This is a genomic window from Paenibacillus sp. Soil766 (genome assembly GCF_001428105.1).
In the GTDB taxonomy this organism is placed as follows: Bacteria; Bacillota; Bacilli; order Paenibacillales; family NBRC-103111; genus Paenibacillus_E.
Window position 1 is genome coordinate 95738 of record NZ_LMSJ01000011.1, and the last position, 19527, is coordinate 115264.

18 protein-coding genes are annotated in these 19527 nt (G+C 44.0%); 17 read left to right on the forward strand and 1 reads right to left on the reverse strand.

The genetic code is table 11. The annotated features are described in order from the left end of the window. Positions 1-89: 89 nt before the first annotated feature. The 15 genes from ASG89_RS09245 (at position 90) to ASG89_RS09315 (ending at position 15049) form a co-directional block, all read left to right on the forward strand. A complete protein-coding gene (locus ASG89_RS09245; RefSeq protein WP_057310294.1) occupies positions 90-1130 on the forward strand; it encodes a hypothetical protein in 1041 nt (346 codons plus the stop codon). After that, on the forward strand, positions 1117-3288 hold the full coding sequence (locus ASG89_RS09250; RefSeq protein WP_057310295.1) for a molybdopterin oxidoreductase family protein: 2172 nt from the start codon (positions 1117-1119) through the stop codon (positions 3286-3288). The genes ASG89_RS09245 and ASG89_RS09250 overlap by 14 nt, the downstream gene beginning before the upstream one ends. Continuing rightward, positions 3285-3848 carry a 4Fe-4S dicluster domain-containing protein gene (locus ASG89_RS09255; RefSeq protein WP_057310296.1) on the forward strand — a complete coding sequence of 188 codons (564 nt, stop codon included), beginning with the start codon at positions 3285-3287 and terminating at the stop codon, positions 3846-3848. The genes ASG89_RS09250 and ASG89_RS09255 overlap by 4 nt, the downstream gene beginning before the upstream one ends. A gap of 24 nt (positions 3849-3872) precedes the next feature. Further along, on the forward strand, positions 3873-4397 hold the full coding sequence (locus tag ASG89_RS09260; RefSeq protein WP_057310297.1) for a Rieske 2Fe-2S domain-containing protein: 525 nt from the start codon (positions 3873-3875) through the stop codon (positions 4395-4397). Further along, positions 4387-4575, forward strand: coding sequence for a hypothetical protein (locus ASG89_RS09265; RefSeq protein ID WP_057310298.1), 189 nt, complete (start codon positions 4387-4389; stop codon positions 4573-4575). The genes ASG89_RS09260 and ASG89_RS09265 overlap by 11 nt, the downstream gene beginning before the upstream one ends. Continuing rightward, positions 4572-6077 carry an MFS transporter gene (locus ASG89_RS09270; RefSeq protein WP_057310299.1) on the forward strand — a complete coding sequence of 502 codons (1506 nt, stop codon included), beginning with the start codon at positions 4572-4574 and terminating at the stop codon, positions 6075-6077. Before ASG89_RS09265 ends, ASG89_RS09270 begins: the two co-directional genes overlap by 4 nt. A 15-nt stretch (positions 6078-6092) precedes the next feature. Beyond that, on the forward strand, positions 6093-6434 hold the full coding sequence (locus ASG89_RS09275) for a hypothetical protein (RefSeq protein ID WP_057310300.1): 342 nt from the start codon (positions 6093-6095) through the stop codon (positions 6432-6434). Continuing rightward, positions 6431-6721: a hypothetical protein gene (locus ASG89_RS09280; RefSeq protein ID WP_057310301.1), complete on the forward strand. Its 291-nt coding sequence runs from the start codon at positions 6431-6433 to the stop codon at positions 6719-6721. Before ASG89_RS09275 ends, ASG89_RS09280 begins: the two co-directional genes overlap by 4 nt. Positions 6722-6873: 152 nt before the next feature. After that, complete coding sequence (locus ASG89_RS09285) at positions 6874-7242, forward strand: globin (protein ID WP_057310302.1); 369 nt, start codon at positions 6874-6876, stop codon at positions 7240-7242. Positions 7243-7396: 154 nt separating this feature from the next. Next, positions 7397-7600, forward strand: coding sequence for a hypothetical protein (locus ASG89_RS09290; protein WP_057310303.1), 204 nt, complete (start codon positions 7397-7399; stop codon positions 7598-7600). 409 nt (positions 7601-8009) lie between these two features. Next, positions 8010-8894, forward strand: a complete 885-nt coding sequence (locus ASG89_RS09295) for an ABC transporter permease (protein WP_157276580.1) — start codon at positions 8010-8012, stop codon at positions 8892-8894. A gap of 20 nt (positions 8895-8914) precedes the next feature. Further along, positions 8915-9796: a carbohydrate ABC transporter permease gene (locus tag ASG89_RS09300; RefSeq protein WP_057310305.1), complete on the forward strand. Its 882-nt coding sequence runs from the start codon at positions 8915-8917 to the stop codon at positions 9794-9796. Between the two features lie 37 nt (positions 9797-9833). Beyond that, positions 9834-11345, forward strand: coding sequence for an extracellular solute-binding protein (locus tag ASG89_RS09305; RefSeq protein ID WP_057310306.1), 1512 nt, complete (start codon positions 9834-9836; stop codon positions 11343-11345). A 70-nt stretch (positions 11346-11415) separates the two neighbouring features. After that, positions 11416-12459: a glycoside hydrolase family 88 protein gene (locus ASG89_RS09310; RefSeq protein ID WP_057310307.1), complete on the forward strand. Its 1044-nt coding sequence runs from the start codon at positions 11416-11418 to the stop codon at positions 12457-12459. A gap of 322 nt (positions 12460-12781) precedes the next feature. Further along, positions 12782-15049: a helix-turn-helix domain-containing protein gene (locus tag ASG89_RS09315; protein WP_057310308.1), complete on the forward strand. Its 2268-nt coding sequence runs from the start codon at positions 12782-12784 to the stop codon at positions 15047-15049. 86 nt (positions 15050-15135) lie between these two features. Here ASG89_RS09315 and ASG89_RS09320 read toward each other — a convergent pair whose 3' ends face one another. After that, positions 15136-17388: a helix-turn-helix domain-containing protein gene (locus tag ASG89_RS09320; RefSeq protein ID WP_057310309.1), complete on the reverse strand. Its 2253-nt coding sequence runs from the start codon at positions 17386-17388 to the stop codon at positions 15136-15138. Between the two features lie 257 nt (positions 17389-17645). Here ASG89_RS09320 and ASG89_RS09325 point away from each other — a divergent pair, with 257 nt between their 5' ends. Beyond that, positions 17646-18599: an ABC transporter permease subunit gene (locus ASG89_RS09325; RefSeq protein ID WP_082592938.1), complete on the forward strand. Its 954-nt coding sequence runs from the start codon at positions 17646-17648 to the stop codon at positions 18597-18599. Positions 18600-18617: 18 nt separating this feature from the next. After that, positions 18618-19499 carry a carbohydrate ABC transporter permease gene (locus tag ASG89_RS09330; RefSeq protein WP_057310310.1) on the forward strand — a complete coding sequence of 294 codons (882 nt, stop codon included), beginning with the start codon at positions 18618-18620 and terminating at the stop codon, positions 19497-19499. Positions 19500-19527 lie beyond the last annotated feature (28 nt).

The following is a 19527-nucleotide window of genomic DNA, read 5'->3' on the forward strand; positions in this document are numbered from 1 at the left end:
TGTTACAGTGATTTTTCTCACAGTGCTGTACGAGCGGATCATGGTTTAATACAACTATAAGATCACAAGTGAAGGGGAAATGATCAATCATGGATCGAGCATTCGCATCAAAATTCGCCAAATGTGTCTTTCTAGTTGTTTGCGGATTAATTATTCTCATGGGAGTCGGTTCGAGATTTTTTACACATATTGACTTAGCTTTATATGGATATATGGTCGGTACGGTGGTTTTCATTTGCGGTTTCTTTTATCGTTTTATTGCTTGGGGTGAACGGCCGCCAACAAAAATTATTTTGAAAAAGGGCATCAAGCTATTATTTAGAAAAAGTACGCCTCAGACAACAACCGAACATTTACTAACGTATCGCTTTATCTGGAATCGCGGGTGGTACCGTTGGACGCAGCACGTTCTACTTGGTTGGGGATGCATCTTGTCAGCTTTTGTTACGTTCCCACTCGTATTCGGCTGGATGTACTTTACGATGGCTGAGAACGGAACATACACGGTTGTTGGCTTCGGGTTCGACCTGATGAAGATTAAAGCGGATGGCGTTCTCGGATTTCTGTTTTACAATGCGTTGAATATTACAGCTTTCATGGTCATCGGTGGTGTTTGCATGGCCTTATATCGCAGGATCAAGAACATGCAAGCCCGTGCGGAACAGACATTTGTCTACGATTTCCTCCCTTTATATATGCTGTTATTCGTAAGCTTAACAGGACTGCTGCTTACCTTCTGTAATATCGTCCTTCACGGCTATGGACATCCGGTCGTTACTTTAGTCCACCAATGGTCCGTTATCGTGACGCTGATTTATATCCCTTTCGGTAAGCTTGCACACATCCCATTCCGTCCTATGAGCGTGTTGGCCCGAAATTACAGAGAACATTATGCAGAGCAAGAGACGAAAAGTTGTAAGGTTTGCGGAACAGGTTTTGTTTCTGTCGAGCAATCCCAGGATGTCATCGCTGTGCTTAAAGTGAATGAAATTGAATTCAAAACGGAGGAAGGCTTTCATTTGGCAGAACTGTGCCTGCCATGCCGCCGGAAATATAGAATGTCCCGATTTACAGGGATACCGACTCACCAGATTCGCGTGAAGGAGGCCAACCAGAATGCCAAAGGATAAATTTTTTAAAGTGATCGCGAATAAAACTCACCCGAATGAAACATTGGTTAAAACCCATTGCTCTTATTGCGGGATGCAGTGCGGGATGAATTTGCGGGTAGATACTTCATCCAATACCATAATTGGTGTCGAGCCGCGATATGATTGGCCAGTGACACTGGGCAAGATGTGTCCCAAAGGCGTGACGGCTTACCAGCAAACGAATCACGATGACCGCTTGCTGCGTCCACTGATCCGTGACGATGCATCGCTCAAAGGAACGAAGGAAGGCTTCCGCGAAGCCAGCTGGGAAGAAGCTTATGCGTTGATTGTGAAACGTTTCCAAGAGCTGCAAGGAGAGTTCGGCAAGGATTCGCTTTCTGTATTCAGCGGCGTGTCGATGACGAATGAGAAATGCTATCTGACTGGGAAATTCGCCAGGGTTGGCCTGCAAACACGTTACATTGATTACAATGGCCGATTCTGTATGTCAAGCGCAGCCGCAGGCTTCCTTCGGAGCTTTGGCGTGGATAGAGGATCAACCTTACCTTGGACTGATCTGCATGGGACGGATTGCTTGTTCATAGCTGGCAGTAATACAGCCGAGTGTCACCCTACCTCGATGTTCCGAATCTGGGAAGTGCAGAATCGAGGAGGATATTTGATCGTAGCAGATCCCCGGGAAACGCCTATCGCGAGGCGGGCAGACATTCATCTTGATTTACGCCCAGGCACGGACTTGGCGCTTGCCAATTGCATGATCCATCTATTAATTCAAAATGGCCACGTGGATGCTGAATTTGTCGCCAATCACACCAACGGCTTTGATGAAATGAAAGAAGTTGTGAAGGAATTCACACCTGAATATACGAGTGAAATCACAGGCGTTGCTCCCGAGAAATTGATCCGTGCCGCTGAGATTTACGGCAAAGCACCGAACGCCGTCGTCATGTTCGCCCGCGGGATTGAACAACAAATCAAAGGGTCAGATAACGTATCGGCCTACACGAATATGTGCTTAGTGACAGGGAAGATCGGCCGTCCCAAGTCGGGCGTAGCCACCTTTACTGGACAGGGAAATGGTCAAGGCGGAAGAGAGCATGGACAGAAAGCCGATGCGCTTCCAGGCTACCGTAAAATTACGAATCCGAAGCATGTCGAAGAAGTATGCAAAGTGTGGGGGATCAAACCGGAAGAGATGCCGCAGCCAGGTGTCTCGGCCTATGAAATGTTTGAGCTAATGCAAGACAAATCGATTCGCGGTTTATACCTGCTTTGCTCGAATCCAGCTGTCTCAGCGCCGAATCAGAACTATGTCCGTGCAGCTCTCCATAATTTGGATTTCATGGTCTGTGCAGATATTTATTTATCTGAATCTGCCGAGTTTGCCGATGTCGTACTGCCATCCGTAACCTGGTCGGAGGATGAAGGCACAGTAACGAATCTGGAAGGACGGATCATCAAGATTAATAAGGCGCAAGAGCCCGTTGGCGAATCGAAGCCTGACTGGCTGATCGAAGTAGAACTGGCAGAGCGACTTGGCAGAGGGCAGTATTTCAGGCATCTGAAGACAGCCAGGGATGTAGCGGATGAATTCCGTTTGGCCTCCAAAGGCGGATATGCCGATTATTTCGGAGCTACTTGGGATAAGATTGACAAGCAAGACGGTGTCTTCTGGCCATGTAAAAGTGAAGATGATCCAGGCACACCTCATATGTTCTTAGACCATAAATTTTATCATGCAGATGGGAAGGCTCAGTTATGCGCACTCCCATACAGACCTCCTGCCGAGGAGCCTTGTGAACAATATCCGCTTCGTCTTACGACAGGCCGGGTTGTCTATCATTACTTATCGGGGAATCAAACGCGAAGAATCCCTTTCTTGCGAGACATGTGTCCGGAGCCTTACGTTGAAGTCCATCCGGAAACAGCGGCAAGATACAACATCGCAAATGACGAAGTCATTCGATTGTATACACGGCGGGGGGAAGCCTTGTATAAAGTGAAAATCATCGAAGCAATTCGTAAAGATACCGTATTCGTTCCTTATCATTTCGGACACGAGCAGTCGATTAATCTGCTTACCATCGCGGCGCTGGACCCCATGTCACGCATGCCGGAGTTTAAGGCTTGCGCAGCGCAAATTGAAAAGCAAACAGAGAGGATGAACATCCGATGAAACATCATTTATATATTGAAATGGATAATTGCATCGGCTGTCGAAGCTGTTTGGCTGCTTGTACACAATGTGGGGGCCACGATGAACGAAACCGTAATTATGTATACGACGTTAATCCGCTTGTCACCCGCCAAACGATTCCGTTAATGTGTCTTCACTGTGTGAATCCTGCTTGCGCTAGAAGCTGTCCGGCCCAAGCCATCCAGATTACCGAAGAAGGCGCGGTACTTTCAGCATTAGTTGAGAAATGTATCGGCTGTCAGAATTGTACCATCGCATGCCCTTACGGTATACCGAAATTCGATGAAGAGCAGAATCTGATGTATAAATGTGATCTTTGTTATGATCGGACCAAAGAAGGCATCCCTCCCATGTGTGCTTCGGTTTGTCCCACGAATACGCTGCAATGGGTGACTGAGGATGAATTAGCGGAGAAGAAAGCTCAGCATAAGCTGGGAAAATGGACGGCGAGTCATCAGCCTTGGGACCCATTAGAAGGAGAAACGAATGTGAAGATCTCTCTTCCAGGTATTCTGCAAGGTAAACAAAAGTTGTTCTAATCTGCTTGTGATGGGGTGGGCTTTATGAAACAGGACAATAATCATAGTCCTTTTAAGGAAGATAACTATACACACAATATAAGAAAAAACGATGAGAGAAAATTGGATCGCCGAGGCTTTATGAAGACGTTGGTTGGTGCAGCAGGCGTATTCGCTGTATCCACCCTCCCATGGGGGGCACTCGCTGCCAAAGAACTGACGGGACTATCGAAAAAGTCCTATCCGCAGCTAAAGATTACAGATATCAGCTCATTGAAAATTGGAGATGCCGTCCAGTTCGCTTACCCGGGCGAGCATGATTCCGCGCTGCTGATTCGCCTTGGTGAGAACGAGTACAAAGCATATCAAAATGCGTGTACGCACCTCAAATGCCCCGTATTCTGGAGTAAAGAGAAGGATGAAATGGTCTGTCCTTGCCATCATGGCATTTTCGATGCCAGAACCGGGTCCCCGACAGCTGGGCCGCCTAAGAGACCATTGCCAGAAGTCCTTCTGAAGAACGAGCAAGGCGCGATTTATGCGATAGGAGTGAAACGATATGAAGCGTAGCTATGTCGGTGTTATTTTATTATGCATCATCTTGTTCCTCTGTATCGTATGTACACAAAAGGCAGTGAATGCGTACTATTTCGACCAATACCGTACGGTTATTGTCTATGCTGTGATGAATATGTTGTTATTCCCTACTGCCATTATGATCTATCGTCGGGAGCGTGATGTCGAATGACGATTAAAAAAGTGCAATTGCCGCTTCAAACCATCTCTCTTGTCCTAGGTTTTATGGTATGGGTCATCCTATCATCGTTAATGCCATTTATTAAAGAAACGATCCAACTAACCCCTTCACAGATCACCTGGGTCACCGCTATTCCTATCTTGTTTGGTTCCGTCATGCGGGTACCTGTGGGATATTGGACGAATCGTTACGGGGCAAGAAAGCTGTTTGCGATCTCCTTTATCCTATTGCTTGCGCCTGTTTACTGGGTCAGCCAAGCGAATTCCTTCGGGGATCTCATCATTGGAGGGTTCTTCCTTGGCATTGGCGGAGCTGTATTCTCAGTGGGTGTGACTTCTTTGCCTAAATATTATCCGAAAGAACGTCATGGCTTCGTGAACGGAATTTACGGGATCGGTAATCTCGGGACAGCGCTCTCCACCTTTGGCGCACCTGTCATAGCCAACCAAATAGGTTGGGCCAAAACGGTCATGCTCTACAGTATTCTACTGATCGTCATGGCAGGATTGAACTTCCTTGCCGGGGATCGCAAAGAGCCTCCTGTACAGACCTCTCTTGTTGAGCAAATGAAAGGAGTTGCCGGCAATTCCAAGCTATGGTTATTATGCTTGTTCTACTTTCTTACATTCGGTTCTTTTGTTGCTCTCACTGTGTATTTACCGAATTTCATGGTCAGCAGCTTTCACCTGTCGAAAGTAGATGCCGGGATGCGTACGGGCGGATTTATCGTACTGGCAACAGTTATGAGACCTATCGGTGGCTACCTCGGGGATAAGTTTAACCCTTTTAAAATTCTTATGTTTGTATTCGCTGGCTTAACGGCTTCTGGTATTTTACTTTCATTTGCTCCGTCAATGATGTGGTACACAGTCGGTTGCTTAACCATTGCACTGTGCGCAGGAACGGGTAACGGTACGATCTTTAAATTGGTTCCTATGTATTTCATTAAGCAAGCTGGTATTGCGAATGGTATCATTTCCGCCATGGGTGGTTTGGGAGGATTTTTCCCGCCGCTGCTGCTTACGTTTCTCTTCAAACTGACAGGGCATTATGCCATTGGATTCATGGCTTTATCCCAAGTGGCCTTGGCCAGCTTAATTCTCATTGTTTGGATGTTTTATAATGAGAAATTAGGGTTATCCTCGCGGATTATTGAGAATACGGTTGAAGGAATTATGGTGACCGATAAGACTGGGAAAATTCATTCGGTGAATGCTGCTTTTACCCTATTAACAGGCTATGAAGCCAAGGAAGTTATGGGGCTGACGCCGAGTGTATTGAAATCTGGGAAACAGAATCGCGCTTTTTACGATGCGATGTGGGATGAAATTCGCGGTCACGGCTTCTGGCAGGGTGAGATTTGGAATCGTAAAAAGAATGGAGATATATATCTGGAATGGCTCACGATAAGCGCAGTCAAGAATGATGCCGGAGAGGTTGTCTATTATTCGGGAATGTTTAGCGATATCACTAAGCTAAGAAGTGTGAAATAGGAGGAATGATGAGATATGCCGAGTGAGTTTACTTTGGATTTATGCTTTATTCGTGAACATGCGCAGTCTCCCTTCTATACGATTATAGAACAGCAGATGAGTGAGCTCTTCGTAGGTAAAGGGACTTGGTATGTGGATCTCCGAGAACAAGAGGGGCTCGATATCGCGGTTGCTGAAGTTAAAGGGTTGGCAATTTGGGAAAGTGAAGCAGATGTTCTGAGATATATCGAAGCGCACACGGGGAGTGGTTTGCCTGCTGAACAAGACTGCTGGGTTCATCTCCAAGGGTATCAAGTAAAAGTGATGCCCAAAGCAGATGCGGGTTGCTGCCGCTTAATAAGGGAGGCACAGGTATGAAATGGGAAGAAAAATTATCACGGTGGCTTGGCACTCAAATTGAAGTGCATATCGAGGATCAAGCTGGACTCGACCCTGTAGCACCACCCAAAATAATGACACTTGAGAAGATACGCATGTCCGAAGATCAAGATTATATGCAAATGTATATGAATGAACATCAGTTTCTAGCCATACCTTTGAGGGGACGAGAGCTGACGAGTTTAATAAGTTCAGAGCATGGAACAGTTCTTCAATCATCTGATATTGCGGCGCAATTGGTCTATAAGGTCCATTTCGGTTCATAGAAAGCCGACTATAGGCGATACACATGCAGGTACGTCCTTTTTCGATCAGCACATGAAAAATGTGATTTAGATAACATCCTTGGTTGAAAGAATCGTGTAAACTAGGGAGATATACTATTTCTAGATGAGTCGAAAGTGAGGCGATTGCAGGTATGGAACTGTATGTCTATATCGGTGGAGAAACAACAATAAGGAATATTGTGGAGTCGTTTTATCCAAAAGTTCTGGCACATCCTTTGCTTGCACCTATTTTTCCCAAGGACATAGAGCCATTGATTGAAAAGCAGTTTCAGTTCTTAACTCAATTTTTCGGTGGTCCTTCCTTATATACAGACAAACATGGTAATCCAATGATGAGAGCACGGCATGCGCCTTTCCCGATTACTAGGGAACGGGCAGATGCATGGCTGACTTGTATGCAAAGAACACTTGAGGAAGTTGTTCCTTCTAATGAAATGCGTTTAATTATTTTAGAACGTTTGAAAGGTCCGGCACACTTTTTCGTAAATAGCGAAGAGTAGAGAATGTTTCAATGAGCAGACTTGGCATGAAGCGCTAAGTCTGTTTTTTTTATTTTTTTTAAAAGGTGTGACTTAAATCACACAGCTTAGCCCTCATTAGGACTTAGAATATAAAGAGAAGCCATTCATCTTTTACGAAAAGGGGAGAATCTCCATGATATCTTTCATCTTTATAGCAGTTATTTCACTAATCTCCATTATAGCTACATTTGCAGTGGGGTTTTCCAAAGGAAATCAAACTGAAGATGACCAATACATGAAGGACACGAAAAATAATATGTTCAGATTAACGCTGCTGAATGTTCTATATGTCGTTATTTTGGTCGTTGTTTTGGTTGTATATTTGATTTATTTTTAACGCCGCGGAACGAACGATCTTCCAGCGAAAGTAGACGAGATTGAAAAACAGTACTAAGCCATACGAGAAATCGTATGGCTATTTGTGTTTTCAAGATCATTGAAAAGGCTTATTTCGGCTGCCTTTCCCCCTAAGGATGGGTATGAACTGTACAAAAAACAACCAGTGACAGCAAGTGCAACTAATGACTGTTTACAGTTGGTGGTCACCAAAAAGGCATGGACAACTAATTTGAACAACCAAGGACTATCGACTGTAATTTACTCCCCACTTTATGATGTGAATACAGTTTCAAAGTTATTAGTGAATGTATTTGGGGAATGAAAGGAAGTAAGTAGTATGCCAAAAAATATGAATACGCGAATCACTATATCCTCCTGCAACAAGGTCGTCTACGATGCTAGGGAGAATGGCACGAAACAGATGGCTCTATTTCATGGTATTCCCTGGTCTCTTGTACTTTCTTATTTTTAAGTACTGGCCGATGTACGGAATCTTTATCGCATTTAAAGACTATCAACCATTTCTGGGTTTCTGGGATAGTCCGTTTGTAGGACTAAAACACTTCGAACGACTTTTTGGCGATTCGAACTTTCTCGTTCTCTTTCGCAATACCCTGATTCTGGCCACTTATAATATTCTGTTTTTCTTTCCTCTGCCGATCGTGATTGCACTCATGCTAAACGAGCTAAGACGGGAATTTATGAAGAAGATCGTTCAAACCTTGGTATACATTCCTCACTTTATGTCCTGGGTCGTAGTCGTTGGGATTGCCTACATCTTCTTAACGACGGAAGGAGGCATAGTGAATGAGATGCTGGTGCGTTATGGGGGAGAAAAGATCAATTTCCTTGTGAGCACCGATTGGTTCCGGACGGTCATTACCGCTGAGGTCATTTGGAAAGAAACGGGATGGGGTACGATCATTTTCCTTGCTGCACTAGCGGGCGTCGACACGCAACTTTACGAAGCTGCACGCATGGACGGAGCGAACCGGCTTCGCCAACTGTGGCATATTACGCTGCCAGCTATTCGCAGCACGATCGTCATTATGCTAATCCTTCGACTTGGCCATTTCCTCGATACGGGTTTCGAGCAGATCTTCTTAATGCTTAATGCCATGAATCGTGAGGTCGGAGAAGTGTTCGACACCTATGTTTACTCTGTTGGGATTAGCCAAGGACAGTACAGCTTTAGTACAGCAATCGGTTTGTTCAAATCGATCATCGGTTTAATTCTTGTCGTCGGATCTAACTATTTAGCCAAAAAATTCGGAGAAGAAGGTATCTACTAGAAAAGGAGTGTTGAACCGCTATGCCGCTAAAGCAAAGCTGGGGAAGCCGAATATTCGATGGCTTGAACATGTTGCTGTTGATTGTATTCGCTTTGCTTACCGTAATCCCATTCATATATGTCGTTGCTGGCTCGTTCGCCACACAGAAAGAGTTGCTGACACGTGGATTTATCTTATTCCCGACAGAATTTTCTCTGGATGCTTATAAATATATTTTTTCCACCCAAACACTGGTTAGAAGCTTGCTGGTTACCATCTTCATTACGGTCGTAGGTACGCTGATCAATATTTTCTTTACATGCTTAATGGCATATCCATTAGCACGAAAAGATATGGATTTCCGCAAACCAATCTTGATGCTGGTTGTGTTCACCATGCTGTTCAGCGGCGGGATGATTCCGACGTTCTTGGTTGTCAAGCAATTAGGGATGATCGATACCTATTGGTCATTGCTGATCCCAAGCGCCATCAGCGCCTTCAACTTAATTATTATGCGGAACTTTTTTCAGCAGCTGCCAGACGGCTTGGAAGAATCGGCCAAGATCGACGGCTGTAACGACCTAGGCATCTTTTTCAAGATTGTTCTTCCGCTATCCATGCCCGCAATCGCAACCTTCTCGTTATTTTACGCGGTAGGACACTGGAATACGTTCTTCAACGCAGTGCTGTATATCAATGACAATACGAAATGGCCAATTCAAGTACTCTTAAGGCAGATTGTGATCTTGGCTTCAGGCGGGATCGGGGACTCCACCGCGATGGATGCTGATTATGTCACTCCGCCAGAGCAATCGGTGAAGATGGCGGTAATTGTGGTATCTACACTACCCATCCTGTTAGTATATCCATTTTTGCAAAAGCATTTTGCCAAAGGGGTATTGATGGGCTCGGTTAAGGGTTGAGATATAATAGTATATGAGACATAGGGAGGATATAAAAATGAACAAAAGAAATCAGAAGACATTGGTGAAAGCCGGAGCTTTGCTCACAACAGTTGCACTAGTTCTTACTGCTTGTGGCGGGAAGGACGAAGCCGCGCCCAAGGGAAATGGTGATGCTGGGGTTAATCAAGGACCGCTGCAATTGACGATGATGCTGCCAACCTACAACGCGGAGCAAATGCCCGCAGACAGCTCGGTGCTCAAATCGCTAGAGGAAAAGACAAACTCGAAACTTACAATTTCTTGGGTGCCTTCTTCGACCTACTCGGATAAATTAAGTGCGACAGTTGCTTCTGGAGAGCTGCCGAAAACGTTTGTTGCGTTGGAACCGAAGGCTTCCAATATTGTTAACGCTGCTCGCAGCGGTATGTTCTGGGAGGTTGGACCGTATCTGAAAAGCTACCCTAACTTGAGCAAAATGTCGGATATCGTGCTGAAGAACGTATCCATCGACGGCAAAATTTATGGCGTATACCGCGAGCGAGATCTGGCTCGATTCGGTTTGATGATCCGTCAGGATTGGTTGGCAAACTTAGGCTTACAGGCGCCAAAGAACGTTGATGAGCTCTATACTGTTCTTAAATCCTTCGCAACAGGGGATCCCGATAAGAATGGTAAACAGGATACAATTGGACTTGCTGTGGGGATGCAAGGGAATAACATAGCTGGTTTTAAAGATATTCTGGTCTATATGGGCGGTCCGAATGAATGGGAATTGAAGGACGGCAAGCTTGTTCCAGCTCATATGACGACAGCCTACTTGGATACAATGAAGTTCTACAAGAAATTATATGATGAAAAAATTATTAATCAGGACTTCGCGCTTGTACAGGACGGCCGTGCAGTCATGAATAAGGGGCAAGCCGGACTTTGGATCGATAATATGCTTGACGGCAGAAATATAGAGGACAGCATCAAGAAAGTCTATCCAAATGCAAAGATTAATTTAATTAATCGCATCTCCGGTCCTAAGGGTGAAAAAACCCGCGCCGGTGCCGGCTATCTAGGCATGTATGTGATTCCGAAAACGAGTGTGAAAACGGAAGCTGAGCTCAAACAAATTCTTGCATATTTCGATAAAGTATCCGAGAAGGATAATCAAAACCTGATGAAATATGGGATTGAAGGAAAGCAATATACAATTGAGAACGGCAGCTATAAGCCAAATCAGGATCCAAAGATCAAAGCGGAAATTACAGATGGTAACCAGTTTATGATTATGCAAGATCAAGTTGTCAACTATGGATCCGAGCTGGAGAAGCTCAGTACGAAGCTGTTCCAAGATAACGCCACGATCGCCATAGCTAATCCAGCCGCACCTTTTATCTCCAATACGGAGATTGAGAAGGGCAAAGAGCTCTCGAAGATCATTGCAGATGCCACTGTAAAATTCATTATGGGTGCGATCACTGAGGCTGATTGGAAGATGACGGTTGATAAATGGCAGCAAAGCGGTGGAAGCAAGGTAATCGAGGAATTCAATGCAGAATACGCTAAAGTAGCTAAATAACGGAACTTGTTGTGGATGGGGAAAAAGGATTCCTCATCCTACATCTTCAAAGGGGGAGGATATAGAAGAGATGGCGAAGATACTATTCGACGAAGAAAAGATTCGGTCGGCTATCGACCGAGTCGTAGATCGTACATTTAAGATGGATTTTAGCTGGGATTGGCCAGGCGGGGTAGCATTTTATGGTGTGTGCGAAGCTTACGCGGCTACTGGCAAGAAAGAGTATTTAACCCAATTGCAAGTTTGGGTCGACGAAAATATGGAGGACGGTTTGCCGAAACTATCCGTCAACGCAGTATCAATCGGCCATTCGCTGCTTACTTTATATCAAGTCACACAGAATGACCGATATTTGGATGCGGCTAAGGATATGGCGGAGTTTCTAACACACGAGGCTGTGCGGTTTGACGACGGTATTTTCCAACATACCGTTAATTCAGAAACCTACAATTTCCCAGAACAGGCTTGGGTGGATACGATGTTCATGGCTGGATACTTCTTGCTTCGCATCGGCACCCTGCTTAACAATCAGGACTATATCGAGGATGGGCTCAAGCAGTACCACGGGCATGAGAAATTCCTACAGGATGCTAAGTCGAATTTGTACTATCATGGCTGGGACAACATTGTAAAAAACAACCTTTCCGCTATCCATTGGGCACGTGGCAATTCCTGGGCAGCCCTGACAATGGCTCGAGCACTCGACCTTGTTCCAGTTACACATCCTTCCTTCATGATCATTGATGGTTCGCTTCGTGATCAATTAAGCACGCTTGTACGCCTGCAGAATGAATCGGGCTTGTGGCATACGATTGTTGATGATCCTGCCTCACCGCTGGAGACTTCGGGATCGGCAGGGATTGCGACAGCTTTGTTAACGCGAGGGCGCTTATATAATAAGTTCACGCAGAAATCAATCGATGGTATCTTAGAGCGTATTAGCGTGGATGGTACGGTACATGGCGTTTCTGCTGGCACGGCAGTCATGAAAGATGCCGATGGATATAGAAACGTACCGGATAAACGCATTCAGGGCTGGGGACAAGGACTTACGCTAGCCTTCCTTGCCGCAGTGCTGGGTACGCAGAAGAATGAGTTTGGTAACGGTTGCTAAATTGAATAACATACTTGTAAATAAGTAGATACTCCCTCATAGGTTAGACAGATAAAGATCTGTTATCCTATGGGGGATTTTTAATCGTACTCATAAATCGCAACTAGTGACAACGAGTACAACTTATGACTATTCCGAGATTAATGGGATAAAACGGCATTCGGATACCAATTTGAACAACTAGGGACTGTCGACGTAACCTTAGTCTATTGGTATATTGGAACTGCTGTTTCACAGCTAAAGCGTGTTATAATAATGACTCACATTATAGTTTTCTTGTAAATTTGGACAAACTGTTAAGGATCTAGGATTTGGAGGCATTATGAGATTTCGTTCCTCATCTTATTTAATAAAATTGATGTTCTTGTCCGTCTTGATTGGGACTATACCGGTTATTCTGTTGGGCACCTTTGCTTATTACAATTCATCTCGAACAGTATTAGATAAAGTAAATGAGAGTAACAAACAACTTCTGCAGCAAATGCAGATGCGTGTCGAGCAAACGCTTAGAACGATCGATAATTCGGCAACGCAGCTGTTGCAGTCACCCGTCGTTACCGGCGCCTTTGAAAAAGAGATCTCCAATCATGATTTCGAAATGGTCCATCAGTTGTATAAAGGCATCTCACTGATTCAAACCTATGAGTTAGGGATCAAGGATGTTTTTCTATACAGTCTAGGCAGCAAATGGATGGTTTCTGGTGGCGGGATTAACGAATACAGCTCCCCGGAATTCAGGGCACAGCTAGAGGCATTCTCTACCAATGAGGCAGGTTCCTTCTGGACAAGCGGATCGGATGACTCATCGAATTCTTCCCATTTCATTTACTTTGTGAAAAAGTATCCCTTTAACGCCATTAATCCGACGGGGATCATTTGTGTAGTTCTTTCGTCTGATGTGATAAAGGAGTTTGATGCGTTTCAAAACGGTAAGTTGGGCAGCGCGTTTATTCTCGATCAGAATTTCAATATCGTTGATCGTCACGACCGGACTCAACTTGGTAGCAATATGTCGGGCCAATCCTTCTTGAAACCCATTCTCGAAAAGAAGAATGCTTCTGATCAATATGAAACTGAGCTGGATGGAGAGGAAATGACGGTCACCTACAGGATTTCCTCGTACAATGGCTGGAGCTATGTCTCCGTAGCCTCTAACGATCAAGTGAATGCACAGAATAAAATTATTGGTTGGATTACACTGCTCGTGTGCATGGTCATTTTGCTGGTCACGCTGATACTTGCGTGGATTGGGTCCAAGAAGATGTACAGTCCGATCCAATCCATCTATGCTACGCTCAATAGCATTCCTTCCTCGATTGATGAGCAGAAGCCGAATGGGGAACTCCAGGTTATCGGGGAACGTGTCGATTATTTAATTAAAAATCAATCCCTGATCATGAATGAACTCAAGGGGCAGCAAGATCAGCTCAAGGAGTTTTTCATGCAAAAATTGTTTAGCGGCGCCATGCATCCTGCTGATTTTGAGGAGAAATTGAGCTTATACAATATGGATAAGCCCTGGCCTTCCATGTGCGTACTTGCTGTTCAAATCGACTCACTCAAAGATACCAGATATGAAGAGTCGGATCGGGATTTGCTCATGTTTGCCATTAGCAATATTGTCGGTGAACTGGTGTTGTCTGAGCAAAGGCTGGTACCCATCGTCAAAGCAGATAGTCAAGTCACTTTGATTGGTTCAACGAAAGAGGGGGCGGAGTTTAAAGAGCAAATTTTCACCCTTTCTGACGAGATTCAATCGGCTATTTTTCAATATTTGGACATAAAAGTGAGCATTGGAATTAGCCGCTCTTTCAGCTCGTTTACGGAAACCCAGCAGGCTTTACACGAAGCTATGACATCGTTGAAGATCAGGGTAGGACTAGGGCAAGAGTCGATTTTGTTTATTGAGGATGTACAGCCACAGAAAAGCAATTTGTTTATGTTTCCGAATGAAGGGGAGCAGGCCCTGTTTGATGCGATTCGAGGAGGAAATCTGGAACAGTCCAACCTGGCCTTGAAGCATTTTATCGGGGAATTGTTCCAACCTGACACTCAGCATCGGGACTACCAGCTGTCATTACTTCGACTTCTTGTCGACCTTCTTAAGTTCGGGCAGGAGTTGTCCATCCCTCTGGACCGGATTGCAGAAGATGAAGCCTCTTTAATTCAGTCTCTGTTCAAGCTGCGGAATGTACAGGAGATGGAGCATTGGTTTTGGTCGATTTTTGTACATCCATATATTCAAGAACTAGAGAATCGTCGAGATAGTCAATTCAAGCATATTTCAGAAGCGATTATTGATATGATTAAAAGGGAGTTTGATTCAGAGCTCACACTTGAGGAATGTTCTTCCCGGATCAACTATCATCCTCATTATGTGAGCCGTGTTTTTCGTCAAGAAACTGGCATTAATTTCGGTGAATATTTAACACAGTATAGAATTGATATGGCCAAAAAATGGCTGAAGGAGTCCGATATGAAGGTTATTGAAATCGCTGAGCGATTGCAGTACAACAACTCTGCGAACTTTATCCGCTCCTTTCGCAAATTGGTAGGCATGACGCCGGGCCAGTATCGTGAAGAGGGTTAGCGCAAAATAAAAGCCTTAGGGGAGCATCCGTGCATCCCCTAGGGCTTTTATTTTTTCTTCTGTTTAAATTCCATTTTTAATCGTTTTTACAAAGAAGTGATTTGTAGATTGTTTTTGCGGTATTCACCAGGTGTCATGCCGGTCCGCTTTTTGAACATACGATTGAAGGAGGTTATATTGCGATAACCTATCTGTATGCTGATATCGTTAATGTTCATATCTGTTCCTGACAGTAAAGCCTGTGCTTGGTTGATGCGAATGTCGTTCAAATGATCAATAAAATTCACCCCAGTCTTTTCTTTAATATAGACGGATAAGTAAGCGTTGGACATATTAAGTTTGTCCGCTAGGTTATCGAGCGAGATATCCTCAGCATACTTCGTATGAAGAATATCCATAACGTAGGTAACAATAGGGTCAGTATCCCCCTTTTTGCTTCGAACAAGCGATGTTGCCGACTCTATTACCGAGTTGAATGCCAGTTTATATTCATTCAGCGTATAGCAATCTTTAAGTCGATGCATGAGTGGTTTTAACTCCCAAGAGGCACTTGTGTGGACATTAAATATCTCAAGTATTTTCCATACTTTTGATATAACCGCATCGGCAAAGAAACGGAATTGGGCGACACTTGCCTCCTTTTGGTACATATCGTCTAGGCAACGTACGATTAACTGAAGGCTTCTATCTTTGTCTCCGGCTTGCAGGCAGACGTTCAGTTCTTGGTCCTGACCGGGACTGAAAGCAAACGTAGGGGCTAGGGGACGACTTTGAAACACGATCTGAGTTTCTTCCACCAGCCGAGACCGTTGTACAAGCTCTAGAACTTGCAGGTAAGCGTTATTGAACTGGGACACATGCTCGAACTTGGAGCTGATGGCAATCGTCACAATACAATACTTCTTGTCTTGATCCAAGTGATGCTTGAGCTCCATCAGCAGGGAATGGATATTGTCTATGGGGGTATCGCCGCTAATGACGGACAGAATTTGATTTTTCTCGATTTGGAACGTATGCGAATCGGAAAACCGTTCCGAAACCATCAAATCGATATGCTCACGGATATAGTAAGAGGCACGTTCGACTTGAATTTGTAATTCCTCATAGGCGGCAGAGCGGAAATTCAGCTCATATAGGACGACGATAAAGTTGTCCTCGGTAGCGATAAAATCCTTCCATTCACTGAGATCGCTGTTGATGCTCTTCAGCCTATTAATATAATTGAAGCTCGTCAGCACAGATTGCTTGCTTGCAAGTTCATTCTTTACCCCATCTCTCTCCTCCAGTAAAGAATGAATCTTCTGATGAATGAAAGCAAATTCATTAATACTACTTTTCACCTTGAGCGGATTGCGGTCTGTAATGGACGAAATAATTTGTTCCACCGGAGATTGAATTCGTTTGCTGTGATAGAACGAAGCCGCAAGTCCAATGACCGTTGTGATGATTAAAATGAGGACAAGGGTTAAGTTCATTTTTCGCAACTCAGAAGCAATGTTCGCATAGGGAACAAGGGTCACATAGGTTAAACCGTCTGTGTCTTTTTGTTTAAAGTAGTAGTAACCTTTCTGCAACTTGTATGCCTGGTTCGTTTCAAATGCTGGCATAGCTGCGGCGCTCAGTTCATCAGACGAACGATAGATGATCTTGTTGTCAGCACCCAGAATCATGAATTGACGGTTATCGTCATCGCCGAAAAAAGCTTGCTGGGTTTTGCTGATATCGATGAAAGCGATGATTTGATAGTTGCCGTTGAACGTCTGGAAGGAAAATGGAATGAGCTCGTATCCTTTTGACCGCTCAGCTGTTTTGTAAAACTTCGCGGAAGGAAGCAACTGGAAGGCTTGATTCAGTTTAAATTGCTCTTTCCAGAACATGTAAGTATACTTGTCGCTTCCATACAAATTCGAGAACATCCCCTGGGCTTCACTGCTCCCTTCTTTATCGATGGTAAACGAATTTGAATTGAAATAAATCACGATATTGTCTAAATAAAAAAGCGGGTTAAAGCTATCCGTCTGTAAATTTTGGATGACTTTCTTGGCTAGCAAGTAGTTAACGTCATTCTCATTTTTGGTAAGCAATTGGCTATTGAAGGCAACCAAATACTCATTGCTTGAATACTGGAACAATACATTTTTGATCCGTGTAAAGTGGGTGCTATAACGTTCGACTGTATTATTTAAGATCAATTTGTTATATTGAATAATTTCATTTTGAATCTTGGATTTCAGAAAAGTGAATGCCACCATATAGAAGGCAGCGAAGATTAATATAATGACTAAGTAGTTAATGAATATTTTGAAAAAAAGTGAATTTCTACTTTGCTTGTACCACATCACAGTTTTATCAAACCCCTTAGAAAGAAATTCTCTTTTTTCATCTTACAGGATATCGGGGTTTGGATGATATGAAATCTTTTTTAGATTATTATCTATTTTTATGATCAGCCATTTAACAAAAAAATAGCCTGCAAACGAAAATGAAGTGAATTGCTTCCCTATCGATGGAGGCGGTATGCTCGAGCAGTAAACACTCGAACAGATAAGGATTGGCAGCTTTATGATGCTGTAAAAAGAGGGAGGTGAACGGCACATTGGAACAGATCTCAATACGGACGACCAATCCTGCTGTAAAAAACAAGAAACGGCGAACTTGGAAAAGCATTAGTAAAAATTGGGAACTTTATTTATTATTTGCACCCGTCTTGGCGTTTTTTATTATTTTTGAATATTTGCCGATGTATGGGGTTCAAATCGCATTTAAGGATTTTATCGCTTCTAAAGGAATATGGGAGAGCCCTTGGGTGGGCTTGAAGCATTTTCAACGTTTTTTTGATAGCTTCTACTTCTGGAGGCTGATCCTAAATACACTCGGCATCGGGGTTTATCAATTGGTTGTCGGATTCCCCATCCCTATCTTTCTCGCGCTTATGATTAACGAAGTACGGTCAGGTGCCTTCCGACGTTTTGTACAAACGATCACCTATGCTCCACACTTTTTGTCCATGGTTGTCGTAGTCGGCATGATCATGATGTTCTTATCTACGGAGCACGGTTTGATCAACATAGGCATTGAGGCTTTAGGTGGGAAGCCCATCTCGTTCATGACTGATCCAGCATGGTTTAAATCGGTCTATGTGCTCTCAGGCGTATGGCAGCATATGGGCTGGAGCTCGATTATTTATCTTGCTGCATTGGCAGGGGTTGATCCGCAGCTTCATGAAGCTGCTAGGGTAGATGGAGCGAGCCGATTGGAGCGAATTTGGCATATTAACCTGCCGTATCTGATGCCTACTATTATTATTTTGCTTATTTTAAATGTGGGATCGGTTCTGGGGGTAGGATTCGAGAAAGTCTATTTGCTGCAAAATAAGCTGAACATGTCGAGCTCTGACGTCATCTCAACTCATGTGTACCAAAGCGGTATAGTAGGTGCTCAGTATAGTTATTCGGCAGCTGTAGGCTTGTTTAACTCCGTTGTTAATTTTGTTTTGCTGATTAGCGTTAACCGCATCGCTCGTAAAATGAACGAAACTAGCTTATGGTAAAGGAGATGGAACTTCGAGATGCGGGAAACCCGGTCTGATAAACTAATTGTGGGGCTCATCTACTTGATGCTGGTCATCGTTTCTGTTGTGGTCCTGTATCCGCTGCTATTCGTAGCAATCGCTTCAATTAGCAATCCGGAGGGGGTGCTTAGGGGGGAAGTGTGGCTCTGGCCAAAGGATATTACTTTTGTCGGCTATGATCGTCTTCTGCAAAACCCTGACATGATTAGAGGATACGCGAATACGATTACTTACACGATCGTAGGTACCGCGATCAATCTGGGCATGACGATAGCAGCGGCTTATCCACTTTCACGCAGCGATTTCAAGGGCAGAAATCTATTTATGGCGATTATCGTATTTACTATGTTTTTCAGTGGGGGTATGATTCCAACCTACTTGCTTCTCAAAAATTTGGCTATGCTGAACACCTTCTGGGTCATGGTTATTCCAACCGCAGTATCTGTATGGAACATTTTAATTATGCGAACTTTCTTTACGACAGGGATGCCAAATGAAATCCAGGAAGCGGCTGTAATCGATGGCTGCTCCAATATGCAATTGTTACTCCGCATCGTGCTCCCTTTATCCATGCCGATCATTGCTGTTATGATCTTGTTCTACAGTGTTGGACATTGGAACGCTTATTTCAACGCTTTAATTTATTTGAATGACCGTAACATGTACCCACTTCAGCTCTTTTTAAGGGAGATATTGGTGCAAGGGAATATGCAGGAAATGGTCAATGTAAGCGACGATTCCCTCATCCGGAGCATGATGGATGCCGAATCGATCAAATACGCAGCAGTTATTTTCGCAAACCTGCCTGTGCTCATTCTGTATCCTTTCCTTCAGAAGTATTTCGTGAAGGGAGTCATGATTGGTGCAATCAAAGGTTAGCCGTGAGAGCAAAAGGAATGGAAAATTA

Coding starts and splice junctions, on each gene's coding strand:
- ASG89_RS09310 (WP_057310307.1), top strand. CDS start 11,416: ATGGCGAAGATACTATTCGACGAAGAAAAGATTCGGTCGGCTATCGAC.
- ASG89_RS09250 (WP_057310295.1), top strand. CDS start 1,117: ATGCCAAAGGATAAATTTTTTAAAGTGATCGCGAATAAAACTCACCCG.
- ASG89_RS09275 (WP_057310300.1), top strand. CDS start 6,093: ATGCCGAGTGAGTTTACTTTGGATTTATGCTTTATTCGTGAACATGCG.
- ASG89_RS09330 (WP_057310310.1), top strand. CDS start 18,618: ATGCGGGAAACCCGGTCTGATAAACTAATTGTGGGGCTCATCTACTTG.
- ASG89_RS09305 (WP_057310306.1), top strand. CDS start 9,834: ATGAACAAAAGAAATCAGAAGACATTGGTGAAAGCCGGAGCTTTGCTC.
- ASG89_RS09285 (WP_057310302.1), top strand. CDS start 6,874: ATGGAACTGTATGTCTATATCGGTGGAGAAACAACAATAAGGAATATT.
- ASG89_RS09280 (WP_057310301.1), top strand. CDS start 6,431: ATGAAATGGGAAGAAAAATTATCACGGTGGCTTGGCACTCAAATTGAA.
- ASG89_RS09245 (WP_057310294.1), top strand. CDS start 90: ATGGATCGAGCATTCGCATCAAAATTCGCCAAATGTGTCTTTCTAGTT.
- ASG89_RS09315 (WP_057310308.1), top strand. CDS start 12,782: ATGAGATTTCGTTCCTCATCTTATTTAATAAAATTGATGTTCTTGTCC.
- ASG89_RS09320 (WP_057310309.1), bottom strand. CDS start 17,388: ATGTGGTACAAGCAAAGTAGAAATTCACTTTTTTTCAAAATATTCATT.
- ASG89_RS09300 (WP_057310305.1), top strand. CDS start 8,915: ATGCCGCTAAAGCAAAGCTGGGGAAGCCGAATATTCGATGGCTTGAAC.
- ASG89_RS09255 (WP_057310296.1), top strand. CDS start 3,285: ATGAAACATCATTTATATATTGAAATGGATAATTGCATCGGCTGTCGA.
- ASG89_RS09265 (WP_057310298.1), top strand. CDS start 4,387: ATGAAGCGTAGCTATGTCGGTGTTATTTTATTATGCATCATCTTGTTC.
- ASG89_RS09270 (WP_057310299.1), top strand. CDS start 4,572: ATGACGATTAAAAAAGTGCAATTGCCGCTTCAAACCATCTCTCTTGTC.
- ASG89_RS09260 (WP_057310297.1), top strand. CDS start 3,873: ATGAAACAGGACAATAATCATAGTCCTTTTAAGGAAGATAACTATACA.
- ASG89_RS09295 (WP_157276580.1), top strand. CDS start 8,010: ATGGCACGAAACAGATGGCTCTATTTCATGGTATTCCCTGGTCTCTTG.
- ASG89_RS09290 (WP_057310303.1), top strand. CDS start 7,397: ATGATATCTTTCATCTTTATAGCAGTTATTTCACTAATCTCCATTATA.